At 69.8% G+C, this 16,148-nt stretch carries 15 protein-coding genes and 1 riboswitch; of the genes, 7 read left to right on the top strand and 8 right to left on the bottom strand.

Features of this window, described 5'->3' with window-relative positions:
- Nucleotides 1-113: 113 nt before the first annotated feature.
- Nucleotides 114-1,442, top strand: a complete 1,329-nt coding sequence (gene gltX, locus LR948_RS03065) for a glutamate--tRNA ligase (RefSeq protein WP_232752449.1) — start codon at nucleotides 114-116, stop codon at nucleotides 1,440-1,442.
- 455 nt (nucleotides 1,443-1,897) lie between these two features.
- On the opposite strand, the gene LR948_RS03060 is transcribed toward gltX, so the two are convergent.
- Nucleotides 1,898-2,464 carry a gamma-glutamylcyclotransferase family protein gene (locus tag LR948_RS03060; RefSeq protein WP_232752448.1) on the bottom strand — a complete coding sequence of 189 codons (567 nt, stop codon included), beginning with the start codon at nucleotides 2,462-2,464 and terminating at the stop codon, nucleotides 1,898-1,900.
- Nucleotides 2,465-2,556: 92 nt separating this feature from the next.
- Between LR948_RS03060 and LR948_RS03055 the strand changes: the two genes are divergently transcribed.
- From LR948_RS03055 to gcvP, 4 genes are all read left to right on the top strand, one after another.
- The gene (locus LR948_RS03055) at nucleotides 2,557-3,024 is read left to right on the top strand and encodes an Rrf2 family transcriptional regulator (protein ID WP_232752447.1); all 468 of its coding nucleotides are present in this window, start codon (nucleotides 2,557-2,559) and stop codon (nucleotides 3,022-3,024) included.
- A gap of 6 nt (nucleotides 3,025-3,030) precedes the next feature.
- A riboswitch (glycine riboswitch) is annotated at nucleotides 3,031-3,117 on the top strand.
- 157 nt (nucleotides 3,118-3,274) lie between these two features.
- Complete coding sequence (gcvT, locus tag LR948_RS03050; RefSeq protein ID WP_370634853.1) at nucleotides 3,275-4,531, top strand: glycine cleavage system aminomethyltransferase GcvT; 1,257 nt, start codon at nucleotides 3,275-3,277, stop codon at nucleotides 4,529-4,531.
- 23 nt (nucleotides 4,532-4,554) lie between these two features.
- Nucleotides 4,555-4,920 carry a glycine cleavage system protein GcvH gene (gene gcvH / locus LR948_RS03045; protein ID WP_232752446.1) on the top strand — a complete coding sequence of 122 codons (366 nt, stop codon included), beginning with the start codon at nucleotides 4,555-4,557 and terminating at the stop codon, nucleotides 4,918-4,920.
- 95 nt (nucleotides 4,921-5,015) lie between these two features.
- Nucleotides 5,016-7,865, top strand: a complete 2,850-nt coding sequence (gcvP, locus tag LR948_RS03040) for an aminomethyl-transferring glycine dehydrogenase (protein WP_232752445.1) — start codon at nucleotides 5,016-5,018, stop codon at nucleotides 7,863-7,865.
- Nucleotides 7,866-8,210: 345 nt separating this feature from the next.
- Here gcvP and LR948_RS03035 read toward each other — a convergent pair whose 3' ends face one another.
- The 3 genes from LR948_RS03035 to LR948_RS03025 form a co-directional block, all read right to left on the bottom strand.
- Nucleotides 8,211-9,071 (bottom strand): inositol monophosphatase, encoded by an 861-nt coding sequence (locus LR948_RS03035; protein WP_232752444.1) that lies wholly within the window; start codon nucleotides 9,069-9,071, stop codon nucleotides 8,211-8,213.
- A 70-nt stretch (nucleotides 9,072-9,141) separates the two neighbouring features.
- Nucleotides 9,142-11,655: an ABC transporter permease gene (locus tag LR948_RS03030; protein WP_232752443.1), complete on the bottom strand. Its 2,514-nt coding sequence runs from the start codon at nucleotides 11,653-11,655 to the stop codon at nucleotides 9,142-9,144.
- Nucleotides 11,652-12,356 carry an ABC transporter ATP-binding protein gene (locus LR948_RS03025; protein WP_232752442.1) on the bottom strand — a complete coding sequence of 235 codons (705 nt, stop codon included), beginning with the start codon at nucleotides 12,354-12,356 and terminating at the stop codon, nucleotides 11,652-11,654. Before LR948_RS03025 ends, LR948_RS03030 begins: the two co-directional genes overlap by 4 nt.
- Here LR948_RS03025 and LR948_RS03020 point away from each other — a divergent pair.
- Nucleotides 12,355-13,062 carry an arylesterase gene (locus LR948_RS03020; RefSeq protein WP_370634852.1) on the top strand — a complete coding sequence of 236 codons (708 nt, stop codon included), beginning with the start codon at nucleotides 12,355-12,357 and terminating at the stop codon, nucleotides 13,060-13,062. The genes LR948_RS03025 and LR948_RS03020 overlap by 2 nt on opposite strands.
- Before the next feature lie 166 nt (nucleotides 13,063-13,228).
- On the opposite strand, the gene LR948_RS03015 is transcribed toward LR948_RS03020, so the two are convergent.
- Nucleotides 13,229-13,435: a cold-shock protein gene (locus LR948_RS03015; RefSeq protein WP_232752441.1), complete on the bottom strand. Its 207-nt coding sequence runs from the start codon at nucleotides 13,433-13,435 to the stop codon at nucleotides 13,229-13,231.
- A 287-nt stretch (nucleotides 13,436-13,722) separates the two neighbouring features.
- Here LR948_RS03015 and LR948_RS03010 point away from each other — a divergent pair, with 287 nt between their 5' ends.
- Complete coding sequence (locus LR948_RS03010; protein WP_232752440.1) at nucleotides 13,723-13,953, top strand: hypothetical protein; 231 nt, start codon at nucleotides 13,723-13,725, stop codon at nucleotides 13,951-13,953.
- Between the two features lie 90 nt (nucleotides 13,954-14,043).
- Here the strand turns inward: LR948_RS03010 and LR948_RS03005 are convergent, their stop codons facing one another.
- The 3 genes from LR948_RS03005 to LR948_RS02995 all read right to left on the bottom strand — a co-directional run bounded on the left by LR948_RS03005 (nucleotide 14,044) and on the right by LR948_RS02995 (nucleotide 16,089).
- Nucleotides 14,044-14,223, bottom strand: coding sequence for a hypothetical protein (locus tag LR948_RS03005; RefSeq protein ID WP_232752439.1), 180 nt, complete (start codon nucleotides 14,221-14,223; stop codon nucleotides 14,044-14,046).
- Nucleotides 14,224-14,305: 82 nt separating this feature from the next.
- Complete coding sequence (locus LR948_RS03000) at nucleotides 14,306-15,526, bottom strand: geranylgeranyl reductase family protein (protein WP_232752438.1); 1,221 nt, start codon at nucleotides 15,524-15,526, stop codon at nucleotides 14,306-14,308.
- A 2-nt stretch (nucleotides 15,527-15,528) separates the two neighbouring features.
- A complete protein-coding gene (locus LR948_RS02995; protein WP_232752437.1) occupies nucleotides 15,529-16,089 on the bottom strand; it encodes a L,D-transpeptidase in 561 nt (186 codons plus the stop codon).
- Nucleotides 16,090-16,148: the final 59 nt, after the last annotated feature.

Genomic DNA, 16,148 nt, shown 5'->3' with positions numbered 1-16,148 from the left:
GGCCCGAGGCTTGACCCATGGCCGGGCCCCACGCAAGGGCCGCGATATGGACAAGACCCGGCCTTTGTGAAAGACGCAGCCTTCGTAGTCACCCCAAAGCCCGGGACAGGACCATGACCGTCACCCGCTTCGCCCCTTCGCCCACCGGCCATATCCACGTGGGCAACCTGCGCACTGCGCTGATGAATTACCTGATCGCGAAGAAGGCCGGCGGCACCTTCATCCTGCGCATCGACGACACCGACCCCGAGCGGTCGAAGGAAGAATACGTCGACGGCATCAAGCGCGACCTTGAGTGGCTGGGCCTCGGCTGGGACCGGGTGGAGCGCCAGTCCGAACGGCTCGAGCGCTACCATGCCGCGGCCGACGAGTTGCGCGAGAAGGGCCGGTTCTACGAGGCCTTCGAGACCCCCACCGAGCTCGACCTGAAGCGCAAGAAGCAGCTCAACATGGGCCGCCCGCCGGTCTACGACCGGGCGGCGCTGGCGCTCTCGGAGGACGAGAAGGCGGCGCTGCGCCAGGAGCGCGGCGACGGGCACTGGCGCTTCAAGCTCGAGCACCAGCGCATCGAATGGGAAGACGGCATCCTCGGCGCGATCTCCATCGACGCGGCCTCGGTCTCGGACCCGGTGCTGATCCGCGCCGACGGGCAGTTCCTCTACACGCTGGCCTCGGTGGTCGACGACGTGGAGTTCGGCGTGACCCATGTGGTGCGCGGCTCGGACCATGTGACCAATACCGCGACGCAGATCCAGATCATGGCCGCGCTCGGCGCCGATCACCCGGCCTTCGCGCATCACTCGCTCTTGACCGGCCCCGCGGGCGAGAGCCTCTCGAAGCGGCTCGGCACGCTGGCGCTCAAGGACCTGCGCGAGGCGGGCGTCGAGCCCGAGGCGCTCTGGTCGCTGATGGCGCGGCTCGGCTCCTCGCAGCCGGTGGAGCTGCGGCTCTCGCTCGAGGAGGTGGCCGAGGGGTTCGAACTCTCGCAGTTCGGCTCGGCGCCGACGAAGTTCGACGTGAACGACCTTTATCCGCTGAGCGCGCGCAAGTTGCACCGGCTCTCCTACGAGGACGTGGCCGAGGAGATCGCGGCCCTCGGCGTGCCCGAGGACAAGGCGCCGCTGTTCTGGCAGGTGGCGCGGGAGAATATCACCACGCGCGGTGATCTCGCCGGCTGGTGGCGGATGTTCTCGGAAGGCGGCGATCCGAAGATCGACCCGGAGGACGCGGATTTCGTGGCCGAGGCCATGACGCTCCTGCCCGAGCCGCCCTATGACGCGGAGACCTGGGCGACCTGGACCCAGGCGGTGAAGGAGCAGACCGGCCGCAAGGGCAAGGGTCTCTTCATGCCGCTCCGCCGCGCCGTGACCGGCATGGACCGCGGGCCCGAGATGGCCGACGTGATGCCGCTGATGCAGGTGGTGCGGGCGAAGAAGGGGTGAGGGGGCTGAGGGCGTTTTGGGTTGTCTCCGGGCCGGTTGGTCGGGGGTAGCGCGGCGCTGACGCCTGATCATGGAGCCTGTGGGCGGTAAAAGCGCCCCAAGGCAGCCCCCGCGCCCCTCCAACGCCAACACCCCCTAACTATCTCTGCCCCCGAAGCGCCCCCTTGCGCCCGAAAAGCATCGAAGATGCCGGGCGCGCGCCGGACCGGCCCGATGGGCCGGCGCTCCTTGGGGTGGTGTGCTTAAATCGCCTCTAGCAATGACCTTGCGGGGATAAAGCGCATAGCTCGGAGGTCAGCAGCGCCGGCCCCCGGTCCGGCGCGCGCCCTCTGGTGGGGCGTGTTGGAAGGGGGAGCGGGAGGGGAGGTGGTGTCGCGATTGCCGGGGCCGGGCGCTTCGCCCCACACTCGGGCCGGGCGCTTCGCCCCACACCCCGCGCACACCCCGCTTCACCCCTACCCGGTCACCTTCAACCCCCGCTCGGCGAGCGCCGCGTCGACCCAGGCGGTCTCGCCTGCCGTCAGCCGCTGGGCGCGCGGGTAGCGCGGCGTCGCGCGGTCGTCGAGGATCGGCGTGCCGTCCCAGCCGTCGGTGGTCTCGAAGAACCGCTGCGCGCCGGCCTCGCCGAACATGTCGAGATAGCCCTGCAGCACCACGTCGAGGTAGCTCAGTAGGATCGGCCGACCCGCATGCGCCGGGGTCCGGGTCGCCGCGGGCACCGAGTAGATCGCGATCGAGGCCAGGTTCTCCACCTCGTGCACGACGACCGATGTCGCATCCAGTCGGTCGTATTCCGCCTCGCGCTGATCGAGCTTTTCCCAGTCCCCGCCGGGGACCGCGGCGATCAGGCCCTCGATCTCGTCGCCGGCGGCCGGAACCGCGGTCAGAACCGCCAGCGGATGGGCCTCGACGGCCACCCAGGCACGGCGCCAGCCGGCCGCCCGGGCCACATGCGCGGGGCGGTTTTCATGGGTGCGCTGGTTCACCAGGGACCCGTAGCCGAAGAAAAAAGGTGTGGTCATGTGACCCTTTAAGGCTGCATGGTGCCGAGAATCAACCGCGTGTAGCCCTCACTGCACGCCCAAAATCCAAGCGGCATTCGGGAGGCGGACCGATGCGCGTCACCAAACGAACCAATATCGCGGTTCGTGTCTTGATGTATTGCGCGGTGCATCGCGACCGGCTTGTGACCAAGTCGGAAATCGCGGGAGCCTGCAACGCATCCGAACATCATCTGGGCCAGATCGTGAACCAGCTCGCGCAGCTGGGCTATATCGAGACCCGACGTGGGCGACACGGCGGGCTGAAACTGGGCCGCGAGCCGGGCGAGATCCGCCTCGGCGCGCTGTTCCGGGCCTTCGAGGCGAAATCGGCGCTGGCCGAGTGCTTCCTGGCCAAGGGCAACACCTGCCCGCTGGTCGGCGCCTGCCGGCTGCAGGGCGTCTTGCACAGCGCCGGAGAGGCCTTCTTCGACGCGCTCGAGGAGTTCTCGCTCTCCTATCTGGTCGATGACAACGCGGCGCTCGACAAGCTCTTCGCGCTGGTCGAGCAGCCGCTTGCCTCCGCGAAGGTGCTCGATTAACGTCTGGCCGCAGCAGCGGGAGAACCGGCCAAGGCCGGTGCCGAAGGAGCAACCGCCCCGGAAACTCTCAGGCTTCAGGACCGTTGCTGGTCAACACTCTGGAGAGAGGCCCGCGCGCCGAGGCGCGGCGGGTCCGCCGAAGGGATAGCGATCTCAGGCACCGGGACAGAGGGGGCGTTCCCGGCGGGCATATGTCCGCCGCCACCTGTGCCGGCGGCGCGCTGCCGGCCGAGACGACGGAGGGGACGCCGTGACCGAGCGGACAGCCGACAAATACGCCGACTGGCAGAGCCATGACTGCGGCTGCGGGATGCCGCATGGGCCCGACGGCGGCCATGCGCCGGGCTGCGACGGCGCCGCGCCCGAGGCCGGCGAGGCCCGCACCGAAGAGGGCCTTCTGAAGACCCCGCTGCATGCCCTGCACGAGGAGCTCGGCGGCAAGATGGTGGAATTCGCGGGCTATTCCATGCCCGTGCAATACCCCATGGGCGTCCTGAAGGAACATCTGCACACCCGCGAGAAGGCCGGGCTCTTCGACGTCAGCCACATGGGCCAGGTGCTCCTGGTGCCGCGCAAGGCCGCCGCCGCCGAGAAGCTCGAGACGCTGGTGCCGCAGGATATCATCGGCCTGAAGGAAGGCCGCCAGCGCTATGCGCTTTTCACCAATGACGCGGGCGGGCTCGAGGATGACCTGATGGTCGCCAACAAGGGCGATCACCTCTTCCTCGTGGTCAATGCCGCCCGCAAGGCGCCCGACATCGCGCGGCTGCGCGCGGGGCTCGAGCCCGATGTGGTGGTCAAACATGTGACCACCCGGGCGCTCCTGGCGCTGCAGGGCCCCAAGGCCGAGGCGGTGCTGTCCGCGCTGGCCCCCGAGGTCGCCGAGATGCGCTTCATGGATGTGCGCGACGTGGTCGTCGACGGCGTGGAGCTCTGGGTCTCGCGCTCGGGCTACACCGGCGAGGACGGCTACGAGATCTCCGTGCCCGCCGATGCCGCCGAGGACTTCGCGCGCAAGCTCCTCGCGCATGACGACGTGGCGCCGATCGGGCTCGGCGCCCGCGACAGCCTGCGGCTCGAGGCCGGGCTCTGCCTTTACGGCCACGACATCGACGAGACCACGACGCCCGTGGAGGCGGCGCTTTCCTGGGCGATCCAGAAGGTCCGCCGCGCCGATGGCGCCCGCGCCGGCGGCTTCCCCGGGGCCGGGCGCATCCACGCCGAACTGGCCGAATCCGCCTCGCGCGTGCGGGTCGGGCTGACCCCCGAGGGCCGCGCGCCGATGCGCGAGGGCGTGGCGCTCTTTGCCGCCGAGGACGGCGCCGAGCCGGTCGGCGTGATCACCTCGGGCGGCTTCGGGCCCAGCGTCGGCGGCCCGGTGGCCATGGGCTATGTGCCCGCCGCCCTGACCGCGCCGGGCACCGTCCTATATGGCGAGCTGCGCGGCCGCCGCCTGCCGGTCGCCGTGGCGAAGCTGCCCTTCGTCGCGGCCAATTTCAAACGCTGACCAGAAAGAACGAGGAACCCCGCGTGACCAAATACACCGAAGAACACGAATGGCTCGAGATCGACGACGAGAACGTCGTGACCGTGGGCATCACCCAACATGCCGCCGAACAGCTTGGCGATGTGGTCTTCGTCGAATTGCCCGATGCGCCCAAGACCGTCTCCAAGGATGACGAGGTCGTGGTGATCGAGAGCGTGAAGGCCGCCTCCGACATCCTCGCCCCGCTCGACGGCGAGATCATCGAGGTCAACGACGCCATCGTCGACGACCCCTCCAAGGTCAACGACGACCCCGAGGGCGAGGCCTGGTTCTTCAAGATGCAGATCGAGGACGCCTCGGCGCTCGACGAGTATATGGACGACGCGGCCTACAAGAAATTCATCGCCTGAACCGGCACCGGGCCGGCGGGCGGACAGGGACCAACCGGGCCGCGGCGCGCCAGCAAGGGCGTGGCGCCGGCCCCCGATTTCGAGGGAAGGCGGAGATGAGCTTCAATCCCACCGATTACGACCCCTATGACTTCGCCAACCGGCGCCACATCGGCCCGTCTCCGGCGGAAATGGACGAGATGTTCGCGACCCTCGAGGTCGCCGACCTCGACGCGCTGATCGACCAGACGGTGCCGAAGAACATCCGGCAGGAGGCGCCGCTCGACTTCGGCGAACCGCTGTCGGAGCGTCAGCTGATCTTCGAGATGCGGCAGATCGCCAAGAAGAACAAGGTTCTGACCACGATGATCGGCCAGGGCTACCACGGCACGGTCACGCCCCCGGCGATCCAGCGCAACATCCTGGAAAATCCCGCCTGGTACACGGCTTACACGCCCTATCAGCCCGAGATCAGCCAGGGCCGGCTCGAGGCGCTCCTGAACTACCAGACCATGGTGTCGGACCTCACCGGGCTCGAGATCGCCAATGCCTCGCTGCTCGACGAGGCCACGGCCTGCGCCGAGGCGATGACCATGGCGGGCCGGGTGGCCAAGTCCAAGAGCAAGACCTTCTTCATCGACGAGAACTGCCACCCGCAGAACATCGAGGTGATGAAGACCCGCGCCGCGCCGCTCGACATCGAGGTGGTGGTGGGCGCCCCCGAGGATCTGGACCCGGCCTCGGTCTTCGGCGCGATCTTCCAGTATCCCGGCACCTACGGCGGGCTCTCGGATTTCTCCGAGGTGATCTCGCGGCTGCACGAGGCCGGCGCGCTCGGCATCGTCTCGGCCGACCCGATGGCGCTGTGCCTCCTGAAGGAGCCGGGCGCCATGGGGGCCGACATCGCCGTCGGCACCACCCAGCGTTTCGGCGTGCCGATGGGCTATGGCGGGCCGCACGCGGGCTATATCGCCACCAAGGACGCCTACAAGCGCGCGCTGCCCGGCCGTCTGGTCGGCGTCTCGGTCGACGCCCATGGCAACCGCGCCTACCGGCTGGCGCTGCAGACCCGCGAGCAGCACATCCGCCGCGAGAAGGCGACCTCGAACGTCTGCACCGCGCAGGCGCTTCTCGCGGTCATGGCGGGCTTCTACGCGGTCTTCCACGGACCCGAAGGGCTGAAGGCCATCGCGCAGCGCATCCACCTCAAGGCCGCGACCCTGGCCAAGGGGCTCGAAGAGGCGGGCTTCGCCGTCGAGAACGACAGTTTCTTCGACACGGTGACGCTGGACGTGGGGCTCTTCCAGAAGGGCATTCTGGCGGCCGCGGTGCGCGAGGGGGTGAACCTGCGCCCGGTGGGCCGCACCCGCGTGGGCATCACGCTCGACGAGACCACGCGCCCCGAGAAGATCGAATCGGTCTGGCGCGCCTGCGGGATCGAGCGCGACTACGCCGAGGTCGCCGACTACCGGCTGCCCGAGGGGCTGATCCGGCGGTCGGACTACCTCCAGCACGAGGTCTTCCACATGAACCGCGCGGAGACCGAGATGATGCGCTACATGCGCCGTCTCGCCGACCGCGACCTGGCGCTCGACCGGGCGATGATCCCGCTCGGCTCCTGCACGATGAAGCTCAACTCCGCCGCCGAGATGATGCCGATCTCCTGGCCGGAGTTCTCGATGCTGCATCCCTATTGTCCCAAGGACCAGGCCGAGGGCTACTCCGAGCTGATCACCGATCTGAACGAGAAGCTCTGCGCGATCACCGGCTATGACGCGATCTCCATGCAGCCCAATTCCGGTGCGCAGGGGGAATACGCGGGGCTCCTGACCATCGCGGCCTATCACGCCGCCCGCGGCGAGGGGCACCGCAAGGTCTGCCTCATCCCGGTCAACGCCCATGGCACCAACCCCGCCTCGGCGCAGATGGTCGGCTGGAAGGTCGTGCCGGTGAAATGCGACGAGATGGGCTCCATCGACCTCGAGGATTTCCGCGCCAAGGCCGAGAAGCATTCCGCCGACCTGGCCGGGATCATGATCACCTATCCCTCGACCCACGGGGTCTTCGAGGAGACGGTGAAGGAGGTCTGCGAGATCACCCATCAGCACGGCGGGCAGGTCTATATCGACGGGGCGAACCTCAACGCCATGGTCGGGATCTCCAAGCCCGGCGACCTCGGCGGCGACGTCAGCCACCTGAACCTGCACAAGACCTTCTGCATTCCGCATGGCGGCGGCGGTCCCGGCATGGGGCCGATCGGCGTGAAGGCGCATCTGGCCGAGCATCTGCCCTCGAACCCGGTGTCGGGCCAGGCGCCCGGGCCGGTCTCGGCGGCGCCCTTCGGCTCGCCCTCGCTGCTGCCGATCTCCTGGGCCTACATCAAGATGACCGGCGGCGCCGGGCTGACCCAGGCGACCAAGGTGGCGATCCTGAACGCCAACTACATCGCCAAGCGGCTCGAGGGCGCCTATGACGTCCTCTACAAGGGCCAGGAGAACGGCCGCGTCGCGCATGAGTGCATTCTCGACGTGCGGCCCTTCCAGAAGACCGCGGGCGTGACGGTGGACGACATCGCCAAGCGGCTGATGGACTGCGGTTTCCACGCGCCGACCATGTCCTGGCCGGTCTCGGGCACGCTCATGGTCGAGCCGACCGAGAGCGAGACCAAGGCCGAGCTCGACCGCTTCTGCGACGCCATGCTGGCGATCCGCGAGGAGATCCGGGCGATCGAGGAAGGCCGGATGGATGCGGAGAACAACCCGCTGAAACACGCGCCGCACACCATGCAGGACCTGGTGAAGGACTGGGACCGGCCCTACAGCCGCGAGGCGGGCTGCTTCCCGCCGGGCGCCTTCCGGGTCGACAAGTACTGGCCGCCGGTCAACCGCGTCGACAACGTCTACGGCGACCGGCACCTGATCTGCACCTGCCCGCCGATGGAGGACTACGCCGAGGCGGCGGAATAGGGCTTTCGGGCTTTCTATGAGGACAAGCGAAACGCGCCCCGGCCATCTGGTCCGGGGCGCGTTTGCGTTGGGGCGAGGGGGATCGGGCAGGGGGCGGCCGCGACGCAGGGCAGGGGCCGGTGTGCTGTAGGGCAGGAGCCGGTGTGCTGTAGGGCAGGGGGCGATGGTGGTGCCGCGAGAGGACCGGGGCCTGTCGGGGCCATGTAGGGGCCGGGCAGGGCCTCCTCGGGCCTCACAACGGCCCGAGAGGTCCTACAGCAGGCCCTCGACGGGGCGGGACCGGCCCCTCGGCCCTCACAGCCGCCTGAGAGCTCCCACAGCAGGCCCGCCCGGCCCCGAGGCCCCTCAGTCCAGCAGGAACGACCAGAGGTCGCGCAGCCGCTCCCAGGTGGGCTTGTCGGCGGCGGCGAGCAGGTAGCCCTCGCGCCGGCCGGCGCGGTAGTCCGACCCGTCGAGCATCGCCACATGGCCGCCCGCCTGTTTCGCGATCAGCGCGCCCGCGGTGTGGTCCCAGGGCGTCAGCCCGGCGGAGAAGACGAAATCCACCCCGCCCTGCGCAAAGACCCGGTATTCATGGCAGCCGCAGCGCAGCTGCATCGCGCGCAGGAGCGTCGGGAAGGTCGCGGCCATGGAGGCGCGCTTCTCCTCGGGCAGGAGGCTCAGCCCGACGAAGCCCGCCAGATCCTTGATCTCGCCGCCGCCACCGGCGCGGACCGGCAGCGCGCCCCGGCGGCTCTTCACGAATTCCGCGGCGCTTTCGCTGTCGGCCCAGATGCAATCGTCCATCACCGGGTCGTAATGCATCCCGAAGACCGGCACGCCGTAGCGCGCCACCGAGACGATCACCCCGAAGGTCGAGAGCCCGTTGGCGTAGTTCCAGGTCCCGTCCACCGGGTCGACGAGAAAGGCCATCTCGGCCTCGGCGATGCCCGTCTCGATCTCGGGATGCTCCGAGGCGGCCTCTTCGCCGACGATCAGCGCATGCGGGAACATCTGCTGCAGGCCGCGGGTCAGCATCGCCTCGGCGGCACGGTCGGCTTCGGTCACAAGGTCCTGCGGGCCGGACTTGGTGGCGATCTCGGAAGGCGCGAGCCGGCGGAAGCGCGGCAGGATCTCGGCCCGGGCGGTGCGCCGGACGAGGTTCAGCACCTGGCGCTTCTGCGCGCGGGTCAGCGTGGTGATCGGGGCGGGAAGGCTGTCGGACATGGGCCGGGGGCTCCTGTTGTCTTGGTGCGCGGGGGCGAGGGGTAGACCAGCCCCGCCCCCGTGCCAAGTCTCATTCCCGGGCGCGCAGCACCTGGGCCGGCCGGGCGGCAAGGGGCCGCCAGACGAAGGCGAGCCCGGCCAGCAGCGTGGCCACCAGCCCGCCCGCCACGATGCCGAGCGCCGAGGGCCAGATCACCGCGTAGCTGGTCTCCATCAGGAAGACCGAGACCGCCCAGCCGCCGAGGATGCCCGCGACGATGGCCACGAGCCCCGCGCCCGCGCCCAGGAGCGCCGAGCGCAGCGCGAAGCTTTTCAGGATGCGCGGGCGGCCCGCGCCCAGCGTCTTCAGCACCGCCGCCTCGTAGGTGCGCGCCTGTTCGCCCGCCGCCGCCGCGCCGATCAAGACCAGGAAGCCGGTGACCAGCGTCGCCGCCGCGCCCCAGCGCACCGCCTCGGCGATGCCGTCGAGCAGGATCGAGACCCGGTCGATGGCGTCCCGCACGCCGATCGCGGTGATGTTGGGATAAGCCTCCGAGACGGAGCGCAGGATGCGGGCCTCCTCCTCGGGGTCGGCATAGACGGTGGAGATGAAGGTATGCGGCGCCGCCTCGACCGCGGCGGGGTTCATGGTCATCACAAAGCCGATGCCCGCGGTGGAGAAATCCACCACCCGGAAGGAGGTGATCTCGGCGCTGATGTCGCGCCCGAGGATGTTGACGGTGATCACGTCGCCGAGGGACAGGCCCAGCTCCTGCGCCTCTTCCTGGGCGAAGCTGATCTCGGCGGGGCCGCTGTGGTCCTCGGCCCACCATTCCCCGGCGACGACGCGGGTGCGCTCGTCGGGCTGGGCGGCATAGGTGATGCCCCGGTCGCCGCGCACCACCCAGTGATCGCCCGCCACCTCGGTCGCCGGCGCGCCGTTGATCTCGGTGATGACGCCGCGCAGCATGGGCGCGCTGTCAACGCGGCTCACCGCCGGGTCGTCGACGATCTCGCGGAAGCCCTCCATCTGGTCCTTCTGGATGTCCACGAAGAAATAGGAGGGCGCCACCTCGGGCAGGTCGCGGTCGATGGCGCTGCGCAGGTTGCCGTCGATCTGGCCGATGGCGGCCAGGACGGCGAGGCCGAGGCCCAGCGACAGGACGACCGAGGCGGATTCCTCGCGCGGGCCGCCGATCGAGGCCAGGGCCCATCTGAGCGCCGGGCGCCCGCGCGCCCCGGTGGTGGCCGCGCGCGCCGCGAAGCGGATCAGGTAGGCCGCGCCCACCAGGATCAGGAGCGAGCCGAGGATGCCGCCCGCGGTCCAGAGCGTCAGCTCCGCATCGCCCGAGAAGACCATGGCCGCGCCGACCAGCGTGACCAGCAGAAGCGCGGTCACCGCCAGGTAGATCGGCGCGGGCAGCGCCTTGGCCGAGGAGAGCGCGTCGCGGAAGAGCGTCGCGGCGCGGACCTCCTCGGCGCGGGCCAGCGGCCAGAGCGTGAAGAGAAGCGCGGTCAGCACGCCGTAAAGCGCGGCCTCGGCCAAGGGCGCGGGGTGCAGCGTGAAGAGCGTCGGCACCGGCAGCGCGTCCGAGATGAGCGGCGCGAAGGCCAGGGGCACGCCCGCGCCCAGCACCAGACCGATGGCGATGCCCACGACCGCCAGCACGCCGACCTGCAGGAAATAGGTGAGGAAGATCGTCTCGCGCGTGGCGCCCAGCGTGCGCAGCGTGGCGATGACCGAGGTCTTGCGCGCCAGGTAGGCCCGCACCGCCGCCGAGACACCGACCCCGCCCACGGCCAGGCCAGACAGGCCCACCAGCACCAGGAAGCCGCCGAGCTGGTCGACGAACCGCGCGGTGCCGGGCGCGCCGTTCCGCGCATCGCGCCAGCGGATGCCGGCGTCGCGGTAGCGGTCCTCGGCCTCGGATTTGATCGCGTCGAGGTCGGTGCCCTCGGGCAGGAGCATCCGGTATTCGGTCTCGAACAGCGTGCCGGGTTCCAGAAGCCCCGCGCCCTCGAGCGCCTCGGTCCGCACCATGGTCCGGGGGCCGAGGTCGAAGCCGCCGCCCGCGTCGTCGGGCTCGGTCTCGAGGATCGCCGAGAGCGTGAAGGTCTTGGAGCCCAGCCGGAAGTCGTCGCCGGGGGAGAGCCCCAGCCGGTCGGCGAGGATCGGCGCCATGACCGCGCCGTCGCCCGCAAGCGCCTCGGAAAGCGGCATCTCCGGGGCCAGCACGACCTGGCCGAGCAGCGGATAGGCGCCGTCGATCGCCTTGATCTGGGTCAGCCCGCGCTCCGCGCTTTCGCCTTCGCCGACCACCGCCATGGAGCGGAAGTCCACCACTTCCGAGATCTCGGTCGAGACGCTGTCGAGCCAGGCGCGCTCTTCCTCGGTGGCGTAGCGGTAGGTGAACTGCGCCTCCGCCTCGCCGCCCAGCAGGACCGCGCCCTGGTCCTCGAGCCCGGCCTGGATCGCCGAGCGCACCGAGCCGACGCCCGCGATGGCGGCGACGCCAAGCGCGAGGCAGGCCAGGAAGACGCGAAAGCCCTTGAGACCGCCGCGCAGCTCGCGCCGGGCGAAGGTCGCCGCTGTCCGAAAGCTCATTCCGCCGCCTCGGCCATCTTCTCGGAGGCCAGGCGCCCGTCGTTCAGCGTCACCACCCGGTCGCAGCGCGCGGCAAGGTCGGGGGCATGGGTGACCAGCACCAGCGTCGCGCCGTGGCGGTCGCGCAGCCCGAAGAGCATGTCCATGATCGCAGCACCATTAACCCCGTCGAGGTTGCCGGTGGGCTCGTCGGCCAGGAGGATCTCGGGCCGGGGCGCGGCGGCGCGGGCCAGGGCCACGCGCTGCTGTTCGCCGCCCGACATCTGCGACGGGTAGTGATCGGCGCGATGCCCGATGCCGATGGCCTCGAGCTCGGCGCGGGCCTTGTCGAAGGCGTCGCGGTCGCCCGCGAGCTCCAGCGGCGTGGCGACGTTCTCCAGCGCCGTCATCGTCGGGATCAGGTGGAAGGACTGGAAGACCACGCCCATGTGATCGCGCCGGAAGCGCGCCAGCGCGTCCTCGTCCATGGCGGTCAGGTCGCGCCCGAGCGCCGAGACCCGCCCGGCGCTGGCGCGCTCGAGCCCGCCCATGACCATCAGGAGCGAGGACTTGCCCGAGCCCGAGGGGCCAATGAGGCCCAGCGTCTCGCCCTTGGTCACCGAAAGCGTGATGTCATGCAGGATCTCGACCGTCCCGGCATTGCCGTTCAGGCTCAAGGTCACATCTTCAAGCGAAAGAACGTGATCCGAAGGTGAGGCCATGTCGCGCAAATTCCCGCCCGTGCAAATGTTCAATTCGTTCACATATGGGGCGCGTCCCGGCGCCTTCAACGCGCTGGCGGCGGTGGTTTTGCTGGCGGCGGGTGCCGGCGCGGCCAAGGCGGAAACCCTCGAGGTGGTGGCGCTGGGGGACTCGCTGACGCAGGGCTATGGGCTCGCGCAGGGCGAAGGGCTGGTCCCGGTGCTGCAGGGCTGGCTCGATGCGGCGGGGGCCGATGCCGAGATCGTGAACGCCGGGGTCTCGGGCGACACCACCGCGGGCGGGCTGTCGCGGGTCGGCTGGTCGCTCAGCCCCGAGAGCGACGCGATGATCCTGGCGCTCGGCGGCAACGACATGCTCCGGGGCATCGCCCCCGAGGTCGCCCGCGAGAATCTCGACGGGATCCTGGCCGAGGCCAGCGCCCGCGAGCTGCCGGTGCTGCTGGTCGGGCTGGAGGCGCCCTCGAACTACGGGCCGGACTACAAGCAGGCCTTCGACGCGATCTATCCCGAGCTGTCGCAAGCCTATGACACGCTGCTCTATCCCGCCTATTTCGCCGCGCTGACCGAAGAGAGCGACACCGCCGAGGCGGCGCGGGCCTACATGCAGCCCGACGGCATCCACCCCAACGCCGAGGGCGTGGCGCGGATCGTCGAGGACCTTGGGCCGGTGGTGCTCGACCTGATCGAGCGCGCGCGGGCGGAGTGAGGTCCGGGGGCAGGGGGCTGCCGGGGTGACTTGGTCGCGGCGCGTCACCCGGCGTTGCCAGGCCGCGCTCCCGCAGGCATCAAGGACCAATCGCACCTTCCCCCGACCATGAAAAAAGGCGCCCCCGCCGGGGCGCCTTTTCGGTCACATGAGGATGTGCCCTCGGTCAGACCAGCTCGAGGTTGACCGCCGAAGCCCGGCCATCGCGACCGGTCTGCAGCTCGTAATTGACTTTCTGGTTGTCGGCGAGGCCTGTGAGGCCGGACCGCTCGACCGCCGAAATGTGGACAAAGACATCCTTGCCGCCGGATTCCGGGGCGATGAAGCCGTAACCCTTGGTGGTGTTGAACCATTTGACGGTGCCAGTGGCCATCGTCGTGCTCCTTAGTCGTAGTATAGTCCTGCCCGCGGTATTGCGGCAGGCCGGCCTAGTCAGTGGAAATCGAGAGACTGGCCTTGGTCGAAGGAGCAGGTCGATTGTCGTAACGCAGCAAGGGCAGGATTCTTTTTTTTGTCGCGTCTGGCAAGAATTTTTGCGCGCCTCCGAAATGCGCTGACGAAGCCGTGATTGACCGGGGACGCACTTGCCGGACGGGTTCCGCGCGCCATTTCTGAAGATGGGAAAACCCCCGGGGTCATTTGGTGACGAGGAGCAGGAAAATGACACGAAACGAGATGCTTGAGCGCTACAGCCGGCAGAAGGCGCAGCTCATGCGCCACCGCGACATCGAGGACGGTCAGGCCGGCGGGCTGGCCTATGCGGCCTTCGCCACGAAGTCCGCCTTCGACCAGAGCCCGGCCTTCCGCGGGCTCGCGCACGCCGCGAAATTGTTCAACATCGCCGCCGCGGGCGTGATCCCGATTCTGCTCGTGCTCTACATGATGGGCTGAGCCGCAACCGGCGCGGGCAGGGTCCCGGGCCGGGCGGCACCGGCGGCCGCAGGATCAGCCTGTCGGATCTGTGGGGAAGATGCGCGCCCTTCAGGCGTCGTGCAGGTCCGGGCGCAGCAGCAGGGCCGCGGCGAAGAGGCTGACGCCCAGCAGCGAGGCCAGAACGTAGAGGGTGAACGCCGCCCCGAGGCTCATCCCGAAGAAGGCCCAGCCGGCGGCACTGGCCACGGCACCTGCGAGACTTGCTGCGATGAGGGCGATCACCAACATTCCGCGCCTTTCCTGAGGGAGCTTCGGGCAGCCTCGCTGCCGGGCGTCAATAAACCGTTTACGCCCCTCATTTGCGGCAACTTCAAGGCAGGCGCGCGGCGATCCCGTGCCGTTTGTCGCGCGGCAGCGTCAGCGCCCGCCAGATGTGCCGCGGCATCCGCGCGGCGAGCTTGCGGGTGATGTCGGCATATTCCAGCTCTCCGGCCAGGAGCCGCAGGTAGTCGTCCTTGAGGCTGCGCGAGTTGCGGAAGCCCGCGACGAAGGCGTCGCGCAGGAGCGGCTGGAACAGCACCGGGCGGATCAGCCGGGCATGGGCCATGGCGCGATGGGTGGGACCGAGCGCCCGGCGATAGCGGATCAGCGCGCGCTCCGGGCGGCCCTCGGAGAGCGCGGCCTCTGCGGCCTCGGCGGCAAGCCGGCCGCTTTCCATGGCATAGGCGATGCCCTCGCCGGTGATCGGATCGACCAGCCCTGCCGCGTCCCCCGCAAGCAAGACGTGGCCCGCCCCCGGCACCCGGCGCGGTGCGCCGAAGGGCAGGTATTGGCCCTTGATGCGCGGCGTGCCGCTGACGCCGCGCTCCGCCAGGTAGGCCGCGAGGCTCTCGCGCATCTTGGGGTTCCGCGCGTGGATGCCGCCAAGGCCCACCGTCGTGCCGCAGGTCTTCGGGAAGACCCAGCCATAACCCCAGGCGGCGGCACCGAAGTCGATGCGGAACCCGGTCGGGTCGCTGTCCTCGGGCAGTTCCACCTCGAGCGCGAAGCCGATCTCCTTGGGATCGAACGGCCGCCCGAAGAGCGCGCGGGCGACGCCGCTCGAGACCCCGTCGGCGCCGATCAGAAGCGGCGCGGACAGCTCGGTCTCGCCCACCCGCAGGGAGGGGCGGGCGCCGTCGAGCGCCAGCGCCTCGGGGGCCTGGCCGGTGAAGGTCCGGGCGCCCGCGGCACGGGCGGCCTCGAAAAGCGCCAGGTCGAGGCTGCGCCGCATGGTCAGATGGATCGGGGGGATGTCCTCGAAATGCCCGAGCGTCTCGCCGAAGGCGCCGAAGGTGATCGCGCTCCGGGTCAGATGCGGCGCCTCGGGCATCTCGCCCCCGAAGGCCCGGGCGAAGGCGCCCTGCGCCCGGCCCGAGAAGGCCCCGCCGCAGAGCTTGTCGCGCGGGAAGTCGGCGCGGTCGACCAGCGCCACCGACAGCCCCGCCCGGGCCGCCGAAGCCGCCGAAGCCGCCGCGGCGCTTCCCGCCGGTCCGGCACCGACGACGATCAGATCGAACTCGATCCGCCGCGCTGGCCCGGGTCCGCCCACGTTCAGATGACCGTGACCTTGGTCCCCGTGGGCACCCGGTTGTAGAGGTCGATCACGTGATCGTTGATCATCCGGATGCAGCCGTTCGACACCGAGCGCCCGATCGAGGAGGGCTGGTTGGTGCCATGGATGCGGTAGAAGGTGTCGCGGCCGTTCTGGAAGAGATAGAGCGCGCGGGCGCCAAGCGGGTTGTTCGGCCCGCCGGGCTGCACGTAGTCGGTGCCGCGGAACTTCTCGTAGGCCTCGGGCTCGCGCTCGATCATCTCGTCGGTCGGGCGCCAGGTCGGCCATTCCTTCTTGACCTCGATCACCGCCTCGCCCTGGAACTCGAGCCCGGCGCGGCCGACGCCGACGCCGTAGCGGCGCGCCTGTCCCGGCGCATCGACGAAATAGAGGAAATGCGCCCGCGGCAGCACGATGATCTGCTGCGGCGCCAGCGAGGATTTCACCTTCACGGTCTGCGGCTGGTAGATCGGCTCGAGCTGGAAGCCCTGGGCGCGGGCCAGGCTCGGTGCCGCCAGCGCGGCCGTGGCGGCGGCGACGAATGTGCGACGGTTGATCATGGACGGTCCCCTTCGGTTCGAGCAGCCTTGCCGGTATCTGCCCATTGTCTGCGCTTCGC

It is taken from the genome of Roseivivax sp. GX 12232 (genome assembly GCF_021272185.1).
In the GTDB taxonomy this organism is placed as follows: domain Bacteria; phylum Pseudomonadota; class Alphaproteobacteria; order Rhodobacterales; family Rhodobacteraceae; genus Roseivivax.
This window is presented reverse-complemented; position numbering and strand designations above follow the sequence as displayed.